Here is a 20,031-nt window from a genome sequence, read left to right on the forward strand (position 1 = left end):
GGGTGGCGACTCCGACCGATCCGGCTCTCGACGTTCGCGCGGTCAGCAAGCGCTTCGGCGGAGTGCACGCGCTCGTGGGGGTGGACCTCCGGCTGCGGCGCGGCGAGATCCTGGGTCTGGTCGGCGAGAACGGGTCCGGCAAGTCCACGCTCGTCAAGGTCCTGAGCGGCTACCACACGCCCGAGAGGGGCGCGACGGGCGAGGTGTTCGGCCGGCCGTTGTCGTTCCCCGTCAACAATCCCGGCGAACTCGGGATCGCCGTCATCCACCAGGATCTGGCGCTGGTCGACGAGATGACCGTCGTCGAGAATCTCGGGGTCTCCTCGAGTTACGGCTCGTCGGGGTTGCGGCCCGTGCGCTGGCGTCGCGAGCGGTCCCGGAGCGTCGAACTCCTGGAGCGGTTCGGCGTCGACGTGGATCCTGGGGCACGGGTCGGCGATCTGGCGCCCGCGGAGCGTGCCAGCGTCGCCATCGTCCGGGCGACCCGCGAGCTCTCCAGCCACGCGCACCGGCACATCCTGATCCTGGACGAGCCGACCTCGTATCTCACCGGAGCGGAGGCGCAGCGGGTGATGCGGGTGATGCGCACGGTCGCCGAGAGCGGGTCCAGCGTCATCTTCATCAGCCATCATCTCCATGAGGTGGTCGAGGTGGCCGACCGTGTCGTGGTGCTGCGCGACGGGCGGGCCGTCGCCGACGTCGACGCCGCCACCACGACCGAGGCCCGGATCATCGCCCACATGCTCGGCCGCGAGCTGGGCGATTTCTACCCGGCCCGGCTGGATCCGGCCGGCAGCCGCGACGTGGCGATGGTCGCCGAGCACGTGACCGGGGAGATCGTCGACGACCTCTCCTTCGAGCTGCGCCACGGCGAGATCCTGGGGGTCACGGGCCTGGCGGGCATGGGCCAGCAGGAGTTGCCCTACCTGCTGACGGGCGTGCAGGCCCCCGCCGCCGGCGTCGCCCGCCGCGGCGACGATCGGGTGCTCGGACGGTCGCCGGCCGCGACGCTGCGAGCCGGCGTCGTGCTGGTGCCGGGCAACCGGCAGCGGGACGGCGTCTGGCTGGATGCGACCGCGGCCGAGAACATCTCGCTTCCGGTGCTCCGGGAGTACTATCGCCGGGCCTGGCTGAACGGGCGCGAGGAATCCACCAGGGCGAAGGGCCTCATGCAGATGTTCCGTGTGCAGCCGCCGATTGCCGACCAGAAGGTCTCCAACTTCAGCGGCGGCAACCAGCAGAAGATCGTCCTCGCCAAATGGCTCCAGGGCGAGCCCGACGTGCTGCTGCTGGACGAACCCACCCAGGGCGTGGACGCCGGTGCCCGCAAGGAGATCCTGGAAATCGTCCGCGCTGCCACCGAGGCGGGGGCCGCCGTGGCGATCTTCTCCTCCGATCTGGAGCAGCTGGCCAACGTCTGCACGCGGGTGCTGGTGCTGTGGCGCGGGCGCGCCGCGGCCGAACTCGTCGGCGATGAGATCACCGAGGACTCGCTGCTGCAGGCCTGCCAGGGCGAGTCGTCGTTGGTGGCATGATGCGCCGCGCCGCCAGTGACGTCGGCGGGACCTTCACCGATCTCGTCCTGCAGGACGCCGCAACGGGCCGCTTCACGATCACCAAGGTCCTCTCGACATCGCCGGATCCCAGCATCGGGGCGATCGCCGGCTTCGAGGCTCTGATCGATGCGGCCAACATCGAGGCGGGCGCCGTCGACTATCTCGCCCATGCCTCGACGGTTGCATCCAACCTGGTGATCGAGCGCAGCGGGGGACGCACGGCACTGCTCACGACCGAGGGGTTCCGCGACGTCCTGCACCTCCAGCGCCAGAAGCGGGCAGTGTCCCACGACCTGTTCTACGACAAGCCGGCGCCGCTCGTGGACCGCCGCGACATCCTCGAGGTGCCCGAGCGGATGGCGGCCGACGGGTCCGTGCTGGTCGCCCTGGACGAGCGACGGACGGCGGAGTTGATCGCCGAGATCGCCGCCCGCGGCATCGAGTCGGTGGCCGTCGTGCTGTTCCACGCCTACGTCAACCCTGACCACGAGCACCGTGTACGGGAGGTCGCCGCCGACGTGGCGCCCGGGCTGCTGGTGTCGCTGTCGAGCGACGTCAGCCCGAAGTGGCGGGAGTACGAGCGATCGAGCACAACCGTGATCAATGCGTACGTGAAGCCGCGTGTGAGCGGGTACCTCGACGGGATGCAGGCGTCGCTCGGCCGCCTCGGTATCTCCCGCCCCCTGCACGTCATGCAGTGCAGCGGCGGGTTGGCGGTCGTCGACGCGCTCAAGCGCCATCCCGTGACGCTCGTCGAGTCCGGGCCGGCGGCCGGTGCGCTCATGGCCGGCATCCTCGGGCGGGTGTCGGGGCGGGATCGGATTATCGCCTTCGACATGGGCGGCACGACCGCCAAGGTCTCGATCCTGCAGGACGGCGAGCCCCAGATGGTGGAGGACTTCGAGGTGGCGCCGACCACGAAGCTCCGCCCGGGCAGCGGATTGCCGATCACCACGCCGGCGGTGGATCTGATCGAGGTGGGCACCGGCGGCGGCAGCATCGCCCACCTCGAACTCGGCGTGCTTGCGGTCGGTCCCGAGAGTTCCGGTGCCAGCCCCGGGCCGGCGTGCTACGGGTACGGGGGCGACGCCCCGACGGTGACCGACGCCAATCTGGTGCTCGGCTACCTGGATGCGGACTACTTCCTCGGCGGCGACCTCGTCCTCGATACCGCCGCGGCGCGCCGGGTCATCGAACGGGACATCTGCGACCGGCTGGACCTGCCGCTCGAGGAGGGTGCCTACGCCGTCCATGCCGTCGCCAACGCCAGCATGGCCAACGCCATGCGGGCCATGACGATCCAGCGGGGCTTCGACCCCCGGGACTTCGGTGTGGTGGCGTTCGGCGGCGCCGGTCCGGCCCACGCGGTGAGCATCGCCACCGAACTGGGCAGCCGGGAGATCCTCGTTCCCGCCAACGCCGGCGTCAGCAGCGCCATGGGTCTGCTCTTCGCCCCGATCAAGTTCGAGTTCGTGCGCACGCTCGTCACCCGGCTCGAGACCGGCAGCCTCAAGCAGATGAACGAGGTGTTCGCCGAACTCGAGGAGCGGGGAGCGGCCGGTCTGGCCGAGGCGGACGCCACAGAGGGCGCCGGGTTCGTCCGCAACGCGCTGATGCGCTACGTCGGTCAGGGCTACGAGGTGGCCATCGGGATGCCGCCGGGGCGTCTCGGCGACGGCGACGTGGCGGCAACCAGGGCGCGGTTCCTCGCGACATACGAGCGGATCTACGGCTACGCGGAGCCCCAAGGGGAACTGGAGATCGTCGACTACCGCGTGACCGCCGCGGCCCCGGCGCCTCCGTTCGAGCTGCCTCGGGTTGAGCGGGGCGACGCGGCGGACGCAGCGGCGAGAGGCAGCAGGGACTGCTATTTCCCCGGAGCCGGTTTCGTGGAGAGCCCGGTGTGGGACCGCTACCGCTTGAGTCCGGCGACGAGCATCGACGGGCCGGCCATCGTGCAGGAACGCGAGTCCACCACGGTCATCCCGCCCGGCGCGGCGGCCGTGGTCGACGAGTGGCAGAACCTCGTGGTGTCGGTGGGGGAGGCGCCGTGACGGTCGATCCGCTCACCCTGGCCGTCATCTCCGGGGGCGTCGTGGCGATCGCCGAGGAGATGGGCTGGGCGCTGCGGCGCACCTCGTTCTCCGAGGCGGTGCGAGAGGGGGAGGACTGCTCGGCATCGGTGTTCAACGCCGCAGGCGACATGATCGGGGCGGGCAACTACGCGCCCGGTCATCTGGGTACGAGCCCGACGGCGGTCGCCGGCGTCGTGGCGGCGTACCCGACCGAGGAGATGCGGCCGGGCGACGCCTTCCTGGTGAACGACCCGACGATGAACTCGGGCCACTTCCCGGACATCTTCTCGATCGCGCCCATCTTCTACGGCGACGAGATCGTCGGCTTCACGGTGGTGACCGCCCACCACGTCGACGTCGGCGGCGCCGCGCCCGGCAGCCAGGCGATCATCGGCATCGTCGACATCCACCAGGAGGGGATCCGGATCCTGCCGGTCAAGTACTTCTCGGAGGGAAAGCCGATCCGCGAGGTGCTGGACCTGATCGCCACCAACGTCCGGATCCCGGATCAGGTGGTCGGCGATCTGCGGGGCCAGTTCAACGCCAACATGGTGGGCGCCGCCAAGGTCTGCGAACTCATCGACCGGTTCGGTCTGGAGACCTACCGGGCGGCGACCGACGAACTCCTCCAACGCTCGCATCTGGCCATGCGGGAGCACATCGGCGCCATCCCCGCCGGGCGCTACGAGTTCGTCGATCACATCGACGACTTCGGGCCCGACACCGATCCGATCCGGATGCAGCTGGCCATGACCGTCGGCGACGGCAGGATCGTCGCCGACTACACCGGATCCAGCCCGGTCACCCGCTCGGGCGTCAACTCCTACCTGGCGTTCACGACGGCTTACACGCTTCACGCCTCACTCTCGGTCGTTGGTCCTCGCGTGCCGCTCAACTCCGGGACCATGCGGCCCATCGAGGTGTCCGCGCCGCCGCACTGCTTCTTCAACGCCCGCTACCCGTCGCCGACCGGCGGCCGGGCGATCGTGGCGCGCTACCTCGTCGACGGCGTGCAGGGCTGCCTGGCCCAGGCCGTGCCGGACCAGGTCGTGGCGTCGTCCTCGCAACTCGCCAACTCCACGATCGGCGGTGTGGACCTCGAGGCCGAGCGTCCCTGGGTGTACTACGACCTCACTTTCGGCAGCACCGGCGCTAGACCCTTCAAGGACGGGTGCGACGGGCTCGTGTCGGGCTTCAACACCGGCAACATCCCCATCGAGATCCACGAGGCGAAGTGGCCGGTCATCATCGACCGCTTCGGCTTCATTCCCGACAGCGCCGGGCCCGGCACGTACCGGGGTGGCATGGCCGTGCGTCGCGACGTGCGGAACCTGGCTGATCTGGCCCGGGTCACCAACCTCCACGATCGTCACGTCTTTCCCCCCTGGGGCCTGTTCGGCGGCGGTGCCGGGTCGCTCGGCAACATCGTGTTGAACCCCGATCGGCCCGATGAGGCCGACCTGCACTCGAAGTCCATCGTGGACATCGGCCCCGACGACGTCATCAGCTTCCGCACCTGCGGCTCCGGCGGCTACGGCGATCCGCTCCGGCGCGATCCCGCTGCGGTCCTGCACGACGTCCTGGAGGGCTGGGTTACAGTCTCCGGGGCGCGCCGCGACTACGGCGTCGTCATCGCCGACGACCGGGTCGACGAGGCGGAGACGGCAGCGCTGAGGGGGATGAGATGAGCCACCACACCTCGATCGAGCGGATGCTCGAACTGCTCGTGAAGATGGCCCGGATCCGCACGTTCGAGGAGACGATCGAGCGGCTGAACCGCGAGGGTCGCATTCCGGGATTCCTCCACACCTCGATCGGCCAGGAAGCCTCGGCCGTGGGGACCTGCGAGGTCCTCGAGGAGGGCGACTACGTGACTTCCACGCACCGGGGCCACGGCCACTGCCTCGCCAAGGGCGCCGACCTGCGGGCGACGATGTGCGAACTGTACGGCAAGGCCGGCGGGCAGAACGGCGGCCGAGGCGGGTCCATGCACGTCTCGGACTTCGGCGTCAACATGCTCGGTGCCAACGCCATCGTCGGCGCCGGGCTCGGGATCGCCGTGGGCGCAGCCCTGTCCTCCAAGTTCCGGGAGTCCGGCAACATCGCGGTGGCGTTCTTCGGCGAGGGCGCCTCGAGCAACGGCGCCTTCCACGAGAACCTGAACCTGGCGTCGTCCATGGGGGTGCCGGTCCTGTTCGTCTGCGAGAACAACGGCTACGCCCATGAGGCGCCGGTGCAGAAGATGCTCAACGTGCCCAACGTCGCCGACTTCCACACCGGCTACGGCATACCGGGCGAGATCGTCGACGGTAACGACGTGCTGACGGTGCTCGACGTGATGACCGAGGTCACCGATGTGGTGCGGTCGACCGGGCGGCCGGCCCTCGTGGAGGCCAAGACCTACCGCCATCGCGGTCACCACGGCGGCGACTCCGGCCGCCACTACCGGCCCGCGGAGGAGATCGAGGCGTGGCTGGCGAAGGATCCGATCCTGCGGCTCAGCCGGCGGCTGGCCGAGGCGGGTGTCGACCAGGGGACGTTCGACGGCGTGCTCGCCGGCGCCCAGGCGGAGATCGACGACGCCGTCGAGTTCGCCGAGGCGGCGCCGCTGCCCGATCCCGAATCCGCGCTTCTCGGGGTGTACGGGGGTGATTCCGGTGAGTAGGGAGACGACGTTCCTCGAAGCGACCCTCGAGGCGGTGCGCGAGGAGATGGCACGCGACGACCGTGTCTTCGCCATCGGTGAGGACTCCGGCGTGCGCGGCGGCAGCTTCCCGATCTTCAAGGGCATCGCCCAGGAGTTCGGCGACCACCGGCTGATCGGCACGCCGATCTGTGAGGGGGCCACGACCAACACGGCCCTCGGGGCTGCGATGACCGGCATGCGGCCGATCGTGGGGCTGCATTTCGCCGACTTCATGCTTCGGGCGATGGACGAGATCGGCGACCAGGTGGCCCGAGCCCGCTACACCTTCGGCGGCCAGTGCGACGTGCCGATGGTGATCCGCGCCTACGACGGGGTGGTGAACTCGGCGGCCACGCAGCACTCGGGCGCCTACGAGGCGATCTTCGCTCACTTCCCCGGCCTCAAAGTCGTCATGCCGTCGACGCCGGCCGATGCCAAGGGACTGCTGAAGACCGCAATCCGCGACGACAACCCGGTGATCTTCCTCGAGCACAAGCGGTTGCTCCGCACGCGCGGACCGGTGCCCGAGGGGAAGCATCTCACGCCCTTCGGTCAGGCGGCGGTCCGGCGCTCCGGCACCGACGTGTCGATCGTCGGCTACGGGATCATGATGGCTCAGGCGCTCGCCGCCGCTGAACGACTGGCCACCGACGGCATCGAGGCCGAGGTGATCGACCTCCGCACGCTCGTGCCGCTCGACGAGGAGACCGTGCTGGCTTCTGTCGCCAGGACAGGTCGCCTCGTCGTGACCCACGAGTCGTGGCGCCGCAGCGGGTTCGGGGCCGAGGTGGCGGCCATCGTCGCCGAGAAGGGCTTCGCCGATCTCCGGGCGCCGATCATGCGCGTGGCCGGCGAGGACGTGCCCGTGCCCTTCAGCCCGGTCCTCGAGCAGCGCGTCATCCCGAACGCCGAGGGGATCGTCGCCGCCGCCCACAGCGCCTGCGCTCATGGCTGATCGGCGGTATGTCTGCGCGATCGACACCGGCGGAACATTCACCGACTGCGTCGTCCTCGATGACCGCGGGAGGCTGACGCAGACCAAGTCGCCGTCCACGCCGACCGAGTTGGCGCGCGGCGTTTTCGACGCCATGGGCGCGGCAGCCGGTGCACTGGGGCAAGACCTCCGGGAGCTCCTCGCCGCAACCAGCCACCTCATCGTGGGCAGCACGATCGGCACGAACGCGGTGCTCCAGCAGCGCGGGGCGCGGGTCGGCATGATCGTCACCCGGGGACACCGCGACGTGGTGGCGATCATGCGGGGTCACGGCCGCAATGCCGGCCGTCCCGTGGCCGAGGCCCTCGCCGTGCACCTCACCGACAAGCCCGACCCGATCGTGCCGCGCTCGAGGATCGTCGAGGTGGACGAGCGCGTCGACTGTTTCGGCGACGTCGTTGTGGGCCTCGACCGCGAGCAGGTGACCGCCGGCGTGGAGCGTCTGGTGGCGGACGGTGTGGATGCCATCGCCGTGTGCTTCCTGTGGTCGTTCATCAACGATCGCCACGAGCGCGAGGCGAAGGAGATCGTGCGAGCGGCGGCGCCGGGGCTGTTCGTGACGACATCCAGCGAGGTGGTGGCGCGCTGGGGTGAGTACGAGCGCTGGATGGCGGCGGTGATCAACGCCTCGCTCGGCGACCTGACGGCCCGCTTCGTGGAGGGCATCGAGGGTCGGCTGGGTGACCTGGACTACGGGGGGCAGTTCCTGTTGATGACGTGCAGCGGTGGCTGCGTGCCGGCGGCGGAGGCGAAGCGGCTGCCGGTGCTGCTGCTGGATTCGGGCCCGGTCGGTGGCATCACGGGGACGCGCTACCTGGCCCGGATGCTCGGGCACCCGAACGTCATCGCCACGGACATGGGTGGCACCAGCTTCGACGTGGGCCTCGTGCGCGACTTCGAGCCGGTGCGCTCGGGCGACCGGACCATCGGGCAGTTGAAGTACTACGTGCCCAACATCGACGTGCGCTCGATCGGCAGCGGGGGAGGCTCCATCGCCTGGGTGGACGAGAACCGGAATCTCCACGTCGGCCCCCACAGTGTCGGCGCCGATCCGGGGCCGGCCTGCTACGGCCGCGGCGGGACGACGCCGTCGGTGACCGACGCGCACGTCGTCCTCGGCGGGATCTGCCCCGACTTCTTCCTCGGCGGCGAGTTGCCGCTGGATGCGGCCGCTTCGGAATCGGCGCTCGCCGGTATCGCGGTGCCGCTGGGGATGGACACCGCGATCGCCGCGGCCGGCGTGCTGCGCATCACCGAGGCGCTGATGGCCGACCTGCTGCGGCGCATGACCATCGAGAAGGGCTTCGACCCGTCGGACTTCGTGCTCTACAGCTACGGCGGCGCGGGCGGGCTCCACGCCGCCGCTTTCGCCCGGGAGCTCGGCATCGGCACGGTCGTCGTGCCGCTGGCGGAGGCCGCCTCGGTGTGGTCGGCGTTCGGCATCGCCGCCTCCGACGTGCTTCATGTGTACGAGGCGGCAGAGTTGATGATCGCGCCGGTCGACGCGGCCGCCGTGGAGGCCAACGTGAAGGCTCTGGAGCAGCGGGCCCGCCAGCAGCTCGAGGCCGAGGGCGTGGCGCCGGCCGACGTTGCTCTGCGGCGCTTCGCGGCCATCCGCTATGGGCTGCAGGTGCACGAGCTCACCGTGCCGCTCGCCGGCGGCCAGATCGGCGACCGTGAGATCGCCGCGGCCATCGAGGCGTTCGAGCGGGCGTACGAGGACCGCTATGGCGCAGGGTCGGGATACGCCGAGGCGGGGTTCGAGTTCGTCTCCGTGTCCGTCGAGGCGGTGGGCACGATCAACAAGCCCACTCTCGCAACCGACGACGTCGAGGCCGACGAACCGGCGCGAAGCACCCGGAGCCGCCCCAAGCACTGGCCCGAGTTGGGCGGCTTCACCGACACGCCGATCTTCCGGCGCGACGACCTGGCGCCGGGGCGCACGATCACCGGCCCGGCGATCGTGGAGTTGGCCACCACCACTGTGGCGGTCGGTCCGGGAGACGTCTGCCGCCAGGACGCGCTCGGCAACCTGGTCCTGGAGGTGGCTCGCCATGGCGCTTGAGGGCGGGTTCTACGTGCCCCCCGCCGAGATCGCGATCGATCCGGGGCTGAGACTCTCGGGGGACTTCTCCTCCGAGATCGACCCGATCACCTACGAGGTCATCCGGCACAACCTCTGGAACATCAACGAGGAGCACGGGCTGACCCTGGCGAACGTCTCCGGGTCGCCGGTCGCCGTGTACGCCCATGACTTCAACCCGTCGATCCTCACCGAGCGTGGCGAGTTCGTGTACTTCGGTCCGTACATCCAGTTCTTCTCCGGCATGACCGACCTCGTGGTGAAGTGGGTGCTGGAGAACCGCAGCACCAACCCCGGCATCCGCGACGGCGACATGTTCCTTTCCAACGACCCGATGATCGGGACCCATCACCAGAGCGACGTCTTCGTGCTGTGCCCGGTGTTCTGGGAGGGCGAGCTGTTCGCCTGGACGGCCAACGCCCTGCACCAGTACGACATCGGGGGCAACACGCCGGGGAGCTTCTGCGTCGACGCCACCGATGTCTTCGACGAGCCCACGCCGATACCTCCCATCAAGGTGGTGGAGGCCGGCGAGCTGCGCGCCGACGTGGTCGACATGTATCTGCGGCACAGCCGCCTCCCCCGGATCATGGGACTCGATCTGCGCGCCCAGATCGCCGGCAACAACGTGGCCCGCGAGGGGCTGTACCGGCTGATCAACCGCTACGGACCCCGCGTCGTCAAGGGGGTGATGCGCAAGATCCTCGACGACGCCGAGAGCGCCTTCCTGGCCAAGCTCGACGTCATCCCCGACGGCACCTGGAAGGCCAGGGGCTACCTCGAGACCGCCCATCCCGGCGACCGCGGGGTCTACGAGGGCCGCATGCGCGTCCGCAAGCAGAGCCACACGCTCACGTTCGACAACGAGGGCAGCCATCCCCAGACCGGGTCGCTCAACACCAGCTTCGCTGGCTGGCGGGGCGGCATCCTGGCGGTGCTCAACTCGTTCCTGTGCTTCGACATGCTGTTCGCCGTGGGCGGGGCGCTGCGCCACCTCCGTTTCGAGCCGTCGGCCGGCACGATCCTGTCGGTGGAGCACCCCGGCGCCACGAGCTGCGCGCCCGCCTTCGCCACCCAGATGGCCATCGATCTGGCCCACGAGTGCCTGGTGAAGATGGTGGCCGCGGCGCCGTCGCTGCGAGCCGGGGTTGTGGCGCCGGGAGGCCACTCCCAGACCGCTCTTGTGACCCTGCACGGGATCGACCAGCGGGGCGCCAACTTCGGCACCATCCTGACCGACCACCTACTCGGCTCGGTCGGTGCCTTCTCCACCCGTGACGGGGTGTCGACCGGCGGGCTCTACTGGGACCCGTTCTCGGTGGCGCCGAACGTGGAGTTCAACGAGCAGAGCTACCCGATCCTCACGCTGTACCGCCGGGAGACCCCCGACAGCGGTGGCGCCGGTGCCCACCGGGGAGGCAACGCCGCCTCGATGGCGTTCATCCCGCACCGCACCGGCGAGGTGAACCACGTGCTGATCGGGGCAGGTGTGGCGGTGCCGAGCGCAAGCGGTGTGGCCGGGGGGCTGCCGGGCGGCACGAGTTGGTACCGCTATCGCGACGGCACCGACATCGCCGAGATGCTCGGCGGCGGGCGCATCCCCGCCAGCCTCGACGAACTCAGCGGCGGCGACGCCGCGCCGCCGCCCAAGACCGAGCTCGTCCAGTCCGGCGTCGATGTGTTCGAGTTCGGCTTCACGGCCTCCGGCGGCTACGGCGATCCCATCGAGCGGCTGCCGAGCGATGTTGCGGCGGACATCGAGGCGGGGTCGGTCAGCGAGGGCGCTGCCGGGGCGGTGTATCTCGTGGTGCCCGGTGACCCGGCGGCGACCGAGCGGCGGCGGGAGGCCGAACGCCGCCGCCGCCTGGCGCTGGGGTCGCCGAACGGCGGTGGCATCGTCGAGGGGCCGACGCTCGTGGAACTCTCCGAACATCTGGCGATCGTCGGGACGTCCAACGGCGGCACCATCGTCTGCGCCGGTTGCCGGACGGCGCTGGCAGCCGCGGGCGACGACTACAAGTCCGGATGCATCCGCGAGGACCTGCCCCTGACCCGCGCCGGGCCGCGGGTCGGCAACACTGAGGACTTCATCGAGTCGCCGATGCAGTTCCGCTGCTTCTACTGCCCGGGCTGCGCGCGGCGCCTCGCCACCGAGGTCGCCCGGGCGGGCGACGAAGTGCTCGACGACGTCAGGCTGGTGGTGCCATGAAGCAGATCGTGATGCCGCGGATGGGGCTCACCCAGGAGACCGGCACCGTCATCGAATGGCGCAAGAGCGTCGGCGACCGCATAACCAAGGGTGAGATCTTGCTCATCATCGAGACCGACAAGGTGGAGACCGAGGTGATGGCCGAGTACGACGGGACCATCACCGAGATCCTCATCCCCGAGGGCCTCGAGGTGCCGGTGTTCACGCCGCTTGCGGTGCTTGAAGAGGGCTGAGTGATGCTGGGGCCTGATCTCATCATCATTCCGGCCGAGGCCGGGATCCACTGTCCGGCGTTTGGGTCCGGATTGCCGCCGGTCTGCTCTGCACGCGCCCAGGACTGACCGATGGATTTCGAGATCCCCGACGAGTTGACGATGCTCGTGGACAGCGTGCGGCGGTTCCGCGAGCGCGAGCTGATGCCGCTGGAGCAGCGGTTCCTGCGCGACGGCCGCCTGACCTCCGAGACCCGCACCGCGCTGGAACTGAAGGCCCGGGACCAGGGGTTCTGGGCGCTGGAGGTGCCCGAGGAATACGGCGGGGGCGGGCTGAGCCACCTGGGAGCGGCCCTCGTGGCCGAGGAGTTGTACAAGCACCCGGCCATGTTCGACTTCGGCGGTGAGCCCGAGCCGGCCCTCTACCACTGCACCGACGAGCAGAAGCAGGAGTGGTTCCACCCGATCATCGCGGGCGAGAAGCGCTGCGCCTACGCCTTCACCGAGGCCGGCGCGGGCTCCGACATCGCCGGGCTGGCCACGACGGCACAGGCCGACGGTGACAGCTGGATCATCAACGGCTCCAAGCTGTTCATCTCGTTCGTGCCGCGCGCCGACTTCGTCATCCTCTTCGCCACGGTGGACCGTGCCGCCGGCGCCAGAGGGGTCACGTGCTTCCTGGTGGAGAAGGGGACGCCCGGCTTCGAGGTTGCCCGCTCCATCCCCACGATGGGCGACGACTGGGAACCGCACGAACTCGTCTTCACCGACTGCGTGGTGCCCGACGACCAGAGGGTAGGCGAGGTGGGCGGCGGCTGGAAGATCACCTACGACCAGCTGACCCACGGGCGGGTCAAGATCGCCGCCTACCAGCTCGGCATCGCCCAGCGGTCCATCGACATCGCCACCGACTGGGCCCGGGAGCGCTCCACGTGGGGCAAGAAGATCGCTTCCCGCCAGGCCGTCCAGTGGATGATCGCCGACTCGCTGGTCGAGTTGGAAGCGGCCCGGATGCTGACCTACCGGGCCGCGGTGGCCCACGACGACGGCGAGCCCAACCAGACGCACGCCTTCATGGCCAAGCTGTACGCCACCGAGATGGCTCAGCGGGTGACCGACCGGTGCCTGCAGATCCTCGGCGGTCTCGGCTACAGCAAGGAACTGCCCGTGCAGAGCTTCTACCGCCAGGTGCGGGTGTGGCGCATCGGCCACGGCACTTCGGAGATCCACCGCTGGATGATCGCCCGCGACGCCCTCGGCTCGGCCGCCAAGGACTGAGGGACCGCCGGGTGATGCTGCGACCCGCTCCCTTGCCTTTCCGGCGAAGGCCGGAATCCATCGTCCAGCGGCCCGGCCAATGCCCGTCCCGGACTTCTCGGCGAACTCCTAGGAATCCTGGCAATGAGTGACCGGGTCGGTGACCGCACCCTGCGGGACCTGCTGGACGAGCGGGCGTCCCGGCGGCCCGGGCACCCGTTCCTGGTGTTCGAGGACGCCGCGGGGGCGGTCCGGGAGTACAGCTACGCCGAGTTCACCGCAGCCGTCGACGCCGCGGCGGCGGGGCTCGCCGACTTGGGGGTGCAGCCCGGCACCAAGGTCACGCTGCACCTGCGGAACTGTCCGGAGTTCCTGTTCGCCTGGTTCGGTCTGGCGACCATCGGCGGTGTCGCGGTGCCGTCCAACGTCGCCAACACGGCCGACGAGTTGCGCTACGTGCTCGACTATTCCGACTCGGAGCTGCTGATCACCGAGCCGCTGCTGCTGGAGACCGCGCAGGCCGCGGCCGCCGGCATCGCCGCCGTGCGCCACGTGCTGCGCACCGATGAGTCCGAAGCGTGGATGCCGGCCGGGGGCGAGCCTCCCCGGCCCCGGCTCGGCTCGGAGGACCCGGTCGAGATCCTGTTCACCTCGGGCACCACGTCACGACCCAAGGGCGTGGTGCTGACCCACGCCAACTGCCTGTGGTCCGGCGAGCGGGTCGCCGCGGCGATGACCCTCGGCGACGACGCACGCTGCCTCACCTCGCTGCCGACCTTCCACGTCAACGCCCAGTCGGTGACGGTGCTGTCGGCGCTCACCGCAGCCGGAACCTGCATCCTGCTGCAGGAGTTCAGCGCCCGCCGCTTCTGGGAGCAGATGCGCGCCCACCGGGCAACACAGACCAGCCTCGTGGCGATGCAACTGCGCACCCTGCTGGCGCAGCCGCCGGCGCCAACCGACACCCACCACAGCCTCGAGCGGGTCTTCTACGCCATCAACGTCACCGACGACGAGAAGAAGCGCTTTGAGGAGCGCTTCGGCGTGGCGTTGATCAACGGCTACGGGCTCTCGGAGGCCATGACGCTGGTGACCATGGCCCCGGTCTTCGGCGACAGGCGCTGGCCCTCCATCGGCCTGCCGCTGTACGACCGGAAGGTGCGCATCATCGGTGACGAGGGCGCCCCGCCGGCGGCCGGCGAGATCGGCGAGATCGTGGTCTCCGGGGTGCCCGGGCGGACCTTGTTCAAGGAGTACTACAAGGATCCCGACGCCACGGCCGCGGCGCTCGCCGACGGCTGGCTGCATACCGGCGACAACGGTTGGCTCGACGAGGACGGGTACGTGTTCTTCCTCGACCGGAAGAAGGACGTCATCAAGCGGGCCGGTGAGAACATCTCCGCCAGTGAAGTCGAGCGGGTCCTGATCGAGCACCCCGCCATCGAGGAAGTCGCCGTCATCGGCGTACCCGACCCGATCCGCGACGAGGCGGTGAAGGCCTTCGTCGTCCTGGCCGAAGGCGAAGGCGCCACCGCCGAGGACATCGCCGCGTTCTGCGCCACCCGCCTGGCCTCCTTCAAGGTGCCGACCGTCTTCGAGTTCCGGGAGTCGCTCCCCAAGACCTCGGTCGGAAAGATCGAGAAGAAGGCGCTGAGGGTGTGATCCCTGAACTCGACGAGCAGTGCGTGCCGCTGGTGGAACCGGCGCGGCGCCCGCCCGGTCGACGGTCGCGATGATCCCCGATCTGTACGAGCAGTGCCTGCCGCTGGTCGGGATCTCGACCACGGAGCACCTCGGCCGCATCGAGTCGTTGGCCGCGCAGCGCTTCGCCGTCGCCGCCGGCGCCATGCAGTCCGACGCGCCCCACCCGCTGTTCCTGTCCTCGGTCATGGGCTGGCTGGCGGGTCCCGCCGAGAGCGAACTGTATCCCGACGGCACCGCCCGCGGCTTCGTTCCGGGCGTGCCGCTGGCCGACGTCCGCCTGATGGGTGCCGGCCAGGACCTCGAGTTCCACGAGCCGCCCCGGGTGGGCGCCGACGTCACGCTCGAGACGACGGTCAGCGACGTCCAGCTGAAGCACGGGCGGTCCGGCGACCTGCTGTTCATCGGTCTGACGCGCCGATACACGACGGCCGAGGGCACGCTGCTCACCACGTGCCGCGAGACCTTCATCGCCCGATGAGCGATCCGCTGAACGGTCCTGACCCCCTCGTGTTCGAGCCGACGACCTTGCAACTGTTCCGCTTCAGCGCCGCCACCTGGAACCCGCACCTCATCCACTACGACAGCGGCTACGCCGAGACGGAGGGCTATCCGGACGTGCTCGTGCAGAGCCACCTGCACGGCTGCTTCCTCGTGGAGGTCGTGAGGCGCTGGATCGACGGGCGGGGCGAACTGCGGCGGTTCAGCTGGCGCAACCGCCACTTCGCCGTGCCGGGCGACGTGCTCACCTGCACCGGCCGCATCGTCGAGACCGATGGCGATCTCGTCACGCTGGAACTCGAGGAACGAAACCAGGACGACCAGGTCTGCGCCACCGGTTCGGCAGTGGTCGCCATGGGAGACTGCTGAGCAATGTTGCGCATCGCTCCTCGTCGTTCCGGCGGAGGCCGGAACCCACTTCGCAGCGGGTTCGTGTGCGCCTGCCGTCGATTGCGCGGCGCTCTCCTCGAGTCGAATAGGGAGGAACCGGATGACTGACGTGGATGCGCACTACGAGCGGCAACTGGGCGGCGTCCCGAAACCCATCAGCGGCCTCCGAGCCCACGCCCCGGAGTTCTTCGCCGGCATGGCCGCAGCGAGGGCCTCGGTCATGGACAGCGACTCGCCTGACGGCCTCGACCGGGCCATGAAGGAACTCCTGATCATCATCCTCGACATCGTCTACGACAACCCCGAGGGAGCCCTCATCCACCTGAAGGCCGGTCTCGAGGCGGGCCTAACGCTCGAAGCCCTACGCGAGGCCCTCCTGCTCACCGTCTACGTCGGGGGAATAGCAACCTGGGCCCAGTACGGCCAGATGATCTACGAGTCAGCCCTGGAGATGGCCGCCGAGTAGCCCCCGGATCTGCACCGGACAAGTCGAGCAGGGCGCCACCGAGTCATCGCCGGAGGCGACGCCTCTGTTGCGCGTGACGAGGCCCCCGGAGATTGCAATCAATGCATTGGGACTGTTGCAACTCTTACATTGGCCGATTGTCAGTGGCGCACTATCGGGGGCCTCGCCCCACTGAGAGAGGCGGCGGACGGCCACTGCGGGGTGTCGCCCGTTCCGTGCGGCCGCAGTTGGGTCCAGATGGGCGCGTAGGCGTCGGGGCGCCCCTGGGCGATGGCGAACATCGGGCCGCTGGGGAGGTCGGCCTGCGACGACAGGCTCAGCGTGGCCTCGGCGAAGGCGCGGGCGTCGCCGGAAGCTGACTCCCGGCAGGCCTGGTCCACCAGCGACTCGTACCGGCCGATGAGCCGGTCGGCGGCGCTGCGGAACTCCGCCACGCAGGCGTCGTACCAGTGCCAGAATTCCTCCGGCAGGTCGGCTCGGACGCTGCCGACTACGTCGGGGCCACGGTCGACCAACGTGTCGACCACGTCGGGGGCGAGCCGCAGCCGGGTCGCCGCCTGCCGCCGGCTGAGGCCGCGCTGCACGGCGTCGGCGACGGCGACGATCTCCCACACCCGTGTCGCGGTCAGCCCGGTGAGCATCCGGTGCGTGACCACGTAGGCGGGGAACTTCAGCTTGAGGCGGACGTGCGGGCGGTCGGATCCGGTGTCGAAGCGCACCACGTAGCCCTCCCGTGCCGACTCCTCGCTGGCGCTCACGTGGTCCACGAGTTCGGCGAAGGACCCGAAGTCGTGCCGCGGTGCACGCGGCCCCGGCCAGTCGATGACCTCCAGCGGCAGGTCAGCACCTGTACCGATGTCGATGACCGCCAGCAGCACGAGGTCCCGCATGTCGCCGTAGTCGGTCACGATCCGATTCCCGGGGTAGACGATCTCGAACAGCGGGGTCACGCCATGCCCGAAGCGGACGTGGGGGTACTTCTCGTGCCAGATGTCGGTGGCGACCGCGGCCTGAGCCGACGTCAGCGAGCCGCGCGTCGCCACGCGGATCTCGCTGCCGGGTTGGTGGTAGGCGATACCGAGCGAACCGTCGAGCTTCTCGGTGACAATCATCGACCGCCCCTCCGGCACCGGCGGGGCGTCCGGCTCGGCCGGGCCGAAGAACTTCGGGAACGGTCGGGCCACCACGCGGTCGGCCTCGTCGACGATCAGGCCGCGGCACGCGAGCGTGGCCCCGTTCCAGACCCGATCATAGGTCGCCCGCGGCGTGTAGTTGAGGATGCGGAGAGATCCCTCGGGTCGGACCGACACGAGCCCCGAGGCGATGGCGTCCGACAGCAGCGCAGGATCGACGAGTTCGTCGAGGCGCGGAACGTCGCGGCCAAACGGCAGGGAGGCCATTATGGAGGCGGACACCGAGGCGGCGGTTGGACAGGCGACTCAGGCCGGAGCGAGGACGCCGTAGTAGCGGGCCGCGGCGAGATGCACGGCCTCCAGGCTAGAACCTCCCGAGCAACACTCTCTGGCGACGCGGTATACATCGACCTGGCATGCTGCGAGGACCGGCTCCGCCCGCCGCCCCCAACAGGGATGCTTGACGACTACCGCGCCCACTTCGCGACTCATGAGTCGCGGCCGTGGAAGTCTCTTGTCGAGCTGCCGCAGGAGAAGTTCACCGATGTCGCGATCGCATCGCATCTGCTTGGCAGCATGTGACAGTCATGATGTGGGGGTCGGTGGCCGGGCCCGGCGAGTGGCGTGATGTCGCGCTCTCTCTTCGTGAACCTCCTGCACAAGCGGACGGTTCAACGAGAAGAGGTGTTCCAGGGGGCGTAGAGTCCAGCGACGTGATGGTGGCTGAACCGTCGGCGGGGCACCCGAGCCCGCATGCCGTATGGCCGGTTCCGACCGGCGTGCCGGGTCGGGGTGGCCCTGCGCCGGCGCTACTCGCCGGAACGCGCGGGGACGTAGTGGAAGTTGCGCCCGGCCCTGTTGGGGCGGCTCGGTGCCAACAGTTCCACATCGGACAGTGCCGCAAGTAGCTTGCCGGCGTAGGGCACGGAGAGCCCGAGAAGGTCTGCCGCTTCGGTTGAGGAGATCCGACCTCGGGCTTCGGCGAAACTGAGGATGCGGCTCCTGTGGCCCTCGACGGTGCTGGGCCGCTCGAGGCGGTGCGTGAGCCGCGCTCGGGGGAGGTCGGCCAAGCGGTAGGCAACGGGGAGTTCGTTAGGTCCTCCCTCGACACGGGTCAACAGGGAGTTCCCCCGAACCCTGGCTCGGACGATCCGTTCGAATGCGGTCTCGGTCTCCGGCAGCGAACGGTGCAGGACAGGAGCGGCCGTCGGGGCATCGATCCAACCGTGGCGGCTCAGATGTTCCAGAACGAGGAGCGCGTCGACGTCGGCTCTCAGAACGGCTGGCTCGATGTCGGCGATGAGGTCCGTCACCTCCTCGTCGGGGTCGCCCCCGGCGAGTACGACACGCACGTACGGTCCATCGATCTCGGTGATGTCCGGCGGTGGCCGTCCCTGGGAGATCATGTCGATGACCATGCGGTCCACGCCGATTCCCTCCCGCTCGGCCAGGTTCAGCGCCGCCATGGTCTCGGCGAGGCTGCGGTAGCGGGGTACGGCCGGATGCGTGATGATGTTGTCGGGGTTGACGCCGCCGACGAATCCGCCCGGCGAGGTGACCGACAGGGTGTCGCCGATGTGCTCGACCGTGGTCGGGTGGGGGGAGTGCCAGTCCCGGTGGACGATTCCGTTGACGACTGCCTCGCGCAGAGCCCGGGGCGGGATGGCCCGAAGTTGGCGGTGGGCGAAGCCCGCGGAGATATGGACCAGGCGGTTCGCCGCTGCGCCGGCGCGTTCCACCTCGGCGACCTGCTCCAGCAGCGGAGCGGCACTTCGTGTGCGATTGGTGCTGTCGCCTCCTGGCACGGTGCGGCGGATGTAGTCGATTCCCACCCACGGGGTCTCGACGAGTAGCAGCGATCCGGCGTTGGTGAGTCGGCCGTCGCCGTCGGTGAGGTTCAGGCGGCGGGGAAGGTCGGCTTCGGGAGCGACGGCCAGTTCCCGATTGGTGCCGTCGTCGGCCTCGGACAAGTAGCGACGGGCGATCCGCGTCGCTACTGGACTGACGTCCTCGATCGTATGGCCGGAGGGTTGCGCCGACCAGTCGACACCTGTCCGGTGGAGGCGCCCCGTGTGCCACGTGGTCGGATCGATGTCGACGCAGCTATCACCGACGCGCCAGCGCAGGCGTCCGTTGTAGCGGATCGGCTCCATCGCCTCGGCCGTGGTCAGTACGAGCAGCCGGCATCCGTCGAGTTCACCGGAGCGAACCGAGACGGTGAGCTTCTGCTGGGTCAACTGCCAGATGCGGTGGCGGAGCCATTCGGTGTCGAGCCGGGTGCCGATGCGGGTGCCGTCGTCGGCGATCCCGAGGATGATCGCGCCGCCGCCGGGAGTGTTGGCCATGCACGCCATCTCTCCGGCGATATGACGGGCGGCCTCATCGTTCTGGGGCTCTCCAGGGAGGATCCGGCGACTGCCCTGTCGTCGCCCCGGTTCCTCCTTCACGTCCACCTGCGTGGTCTCGATCAGATGGGGTGGTTCACCCCGTGACAGCTGCGCGAGCACCTGCTTGACCTGCTGTTCCAACGGGTCCGGACCGAGGAACTGGAACGCCACTGTGCCTCCAAGAGTTATACTTTCTTGCAACAAAGTATAACTCTCCGCAGGTCAACTGCCGGTTGTTAGGGTTTCGAGTCCCCGCGGTTCGACGATGCTGCCCGCGACATGGGCGTGCGATTCCCCGGTCGCACCAGAACAGGCAGCCGAGGCGACGTAGAGTCCGGGGGCGTGATGGCGGCTGAGGTGTCGGCGGGGCACTCGGGCCCG

At 69.5% G+C, this 20,031-nt stretch carries 15 protein-coding genes; 13 read left to right on the forward strand and 2 right to left on the reverse strand.

Annotated elements, in window-relative coordinates; all coding sequences use genetic code 11:
* Window positions 1–2 precede the first annotated feature (2 nt).
* The 13 genes from OXG55_01135 (at window position 3) to OXG55_01195 (ending at window position 16,130) form a co-directional block, all read left to right on the forward strand.
* Window positions 3–1,535 (forward strand): sugar ABC transporter ATP-binding protein, encoded by a 1,533-nt coding sequence (locus OXG55_01135; protein ID MCY4101859.1) that lies wholly within the window; start codon window positions 3–5, stop codon window positions 1,533–1,535.
* Window positions 1,532–3,610, forward strand: a complete 2,079-nt coding sequence (locus OXG55_01140; protein MCY4101860.1) for a hydantoinase/oxoprolinase family protein — start codon at window positions 1,532–1,534, stop codon at window positions 3,608–3,610. The genes OXG55_01135 and OXG55_01140 overlap by 4 nt, the downstream gene beginning before the upstream one ends.
* On the forward strand, window positions 3,607–5,319 hold the full coding sequence (locus OXG55_01145) for a hydantoinase B/oxoprolinase family protein (GenBank protein ID MCY4101861.1): 1,713 nt from the start codon (window positions 3,607–3,609) through the stop codon (window positions 5,317–5,319). The genes OXG55_01140 and OXG55_01145 overlap by 4 nt, the downstream gene beginning before the upstream one ends.
* Window positions 5,316–6,296 carry a thiamine pyrophosphate-dependent dehydrogenase E1 component subunit alpha gene (locus tag OXG55_01150; protein ID MCY4101862.1) on the forward strand — a complete coding sequence of 327 codons (981 nt, stop codon included), beginning with the start codon at window positions 5,316–5,318 and terminating at the stop codon, window positions 6,294–6,296. Before OXG55_01145 ends, OXG55_01150 begins: the two co-directional genes overlap by 4 nt.
* Window positions 6,289–7,272 (forward strand): alpha-ketoacid dehydrogenase subunit beta, encoded by a 984-nt coding sequence (locus tag OXG55_01155; protein MCY4101863.1) that lies wholly within the window; start codon window positions 6,289–6,291, stop codon window positions 7,270–7,272. Before OXG55_01150 ends, OXG55_01155 begins: the two co-directional genes overlap by 8 nt.
* Window positions 7,265–9,376, forward strand: coding sequence for a hydantoinase/oxoprolinase family protein (locus tag OXG55_01160; GenBank protein MCY4101864.1), 2,112 nt, complete (start codon window positions 7,265–7,267; stop codon window positions 9,374–9,376). Before OXG55_01155 ends, OXG55_01160 begins: the two co-directional genes overlap by 8 nt.
* Window positions 9,366–11,603, forward strand: coding sequence for a hydantoinase B/oxoprolinase family protein (locus tag OXG55_01165; GenBank protein ID MCY4101865.1), 2,238 nt, complete (start codon window positions 9,366–9,368; stop codon window positions 11,601–11,603). The genes OXG55_01160 and OXG55_01165 overlap by 11 nt, the downstream gene beginning before the upstream one ends.
* Window positions 11,600–11,836, forward strand: a complete 237-nt coding sequence (locus OXG55_01170) for a biotin attachment protein (GenBank protein MCY4101866.1) — start codon at window positions 11,600–11,602, stop codon at window positions 11,834–11,836. The genes OXG55_01165 and OXG55_01170 overlap by 4 nt, the downstream gene beginning before the upstream one ends.
* A gap of 111 nt (window positions 11,837–11,947) precedes the next feature.
* Window positions 11,948–13,093: an acyl-CoA dehydrogenase family protein gene (locus OXG55_01175; GenBank protein ID MCY4101867.1), complete on the forward strand. Its 1,146-nt coding sequence runs from the start codon at window positions 11,948–11,950 to the stop codon at window positions 13,091–13,093.
* A gap of 123 nt (window positions 13,094–13,216) precedes the next feature.
* Window positions 13,217–14,734, forward strand: a complete 1,518-nt coding sequence (locus OXG55_01180) for an AMP-binding protein (protein MCY4101868.1) — start codon at window positions 13,217–13,219, stop codon at window positions 14,732–14,734.
* A 70-nt stretch (window positions 14,735–14,804) separates the two neighbouring features.
* Window positions 14,805–15,254: a MaoC family dehydratase N-terminal domain-containing protein gene (locus OXG55_01185; GenBank protein ID MCY4101869.1), complete on the forward strand. Its 450-nt coding sequence runs from the start codon at window positions 14,805–14,807 to the stop codon at window positions 15,252–15,254.
* Entirely contained in the window at window positions 15,251–15,643 is a 393-nt protein-coding gene (locus OXG55_01190) for an acyl dehydratase (GenBank protein MCY4101870.1), read from the forward strand. The genes OXG55_01185 and OXG55_01190 overlap by 4 nt, the downstream gene beginning before the upstream one ends.
* A 121-nt stretch (window positions 15,644–15,764) precedes the next feature.
* Window positions 15,765–16,130 carry a carboxymuconolactone decarboxylase family protein gene (locus tag OXG55_01195; GenBank protein ID MCY4101871.1) on the forward strand — a complete coding sequence of 122 codons (366 nt, stop codon included), beginning with the start codon at window positions 15,765–15,767 and terminating at the stop codon, window positions 16,128–16,130.
* Between the two features lie 140 nt (window positions 16,131–16,270).
* Here the strand turns inward: OXG55_01195 and OXG55_01200 are convergent, their stop codons facing one another.
* Both OXG55_01200 and OXG55_01205 read right to left on the reverse strand, forming a co-directional pair.
* Entirely contained in the window at window positions 16,271–17,545 is a 1,275-nt protein-coding gene (locus OXG55_01200; GenBank protein ID MCY4101872.1) for a hypothetical protein, read from the reverse strand.
* A 527-nt stretch (window positions 17,546–18,072) separates the two neighbouring features.
* Window positions 18,073–19,821 carry a putative DNA binding domain-containing protein gene (locus tag OXG55_01205; GenBank protein MCY4101873.1) on the reverse strand — a complete coding sequence of 583 codons (1,749 nt, stop codon included), beginning with the start codon at window positions 19,819–19,821 and terminating at the stop codon, window positions 18,073–18,075.
* Window positions 19,822–20,031 lie beyond the last annotated feature (210 nt).

It is taken from the genome of bacterium, assembly GCA_026708055.1.
In the GTDB taxonomy this organism is placed as follows: Bacteria; Actinomycetota; Acidimicrobiia; order Acidimicrobiales; family CATQHL01; genus VXNF01.

Coding starts and splice junctions, on each gene's coding strand:
- OXG55_01140 (MCY4101860.1), top strand. CDS start 1,532: ATGATGCGCCGCGCCGCCAGTGACGTCGGCGGGACCTTCACCGATCTC.
- OXG55_01150 (MCY4101862.1), top strand. CDS start 5,316: ATGAGCCACCACACCTCGATCGAGCGGATGCTCGAACTGCTCGTGAAG.
- OXG55_01160 (MCY4101864.1), top strand. CDS start 7,265: ATGGCTGATCGGCGGTATGTCTGCGCGATCGACACCGGCGGAACATTC.
- OXG55_01165 (MCY4101865.1), top strand. CDS start 9,366: ATGGCGCTTGAGGGCGGGTTCTACGTGCCCCCCGCCGAGATCGCGATC.
- OXG55_01170 (MCY4101866.1), top strand. CDS start 11,600: ATGAAGCAGATCGTGATGCCGCGGATGGGGCTCACCCAGGAGACCGGC.
- OXG55_01175 (MCY4101867.1), top strand. CDS start 11,948: ATGGATTTCGAGATCCCCGACGAGTTGACGATGCTCGTGGACAGCGTG.
- OXG55_01180 (MCY4101868.1), top strand. CDS start 13,217: ATGAGTGACCGGGTCGGTGACCGCACCCTGCGGGACCTGCTGGACGAG.
- OXG55_01185 (MCY4101869.1), top strand. CDS start 14,805: ATGATCCCCGATCTGTACGAGCAGTGCCTGCCGCTGGTCGGGATCTCG.
- OXG55_01190 (MCY4101870.1), top strand. CDS start 15,251: ATGAGCGATCCGCTGAACGGTCCTGACCCCCTCGTGTTCGAGCCGACG.
- OXG55_01195 (MCY4101871.1), top strand. CDS start 15,765: ATGACTGACGTGGATGCGCACTACGAGCGGCAACTGGGCGGCGTCCCG.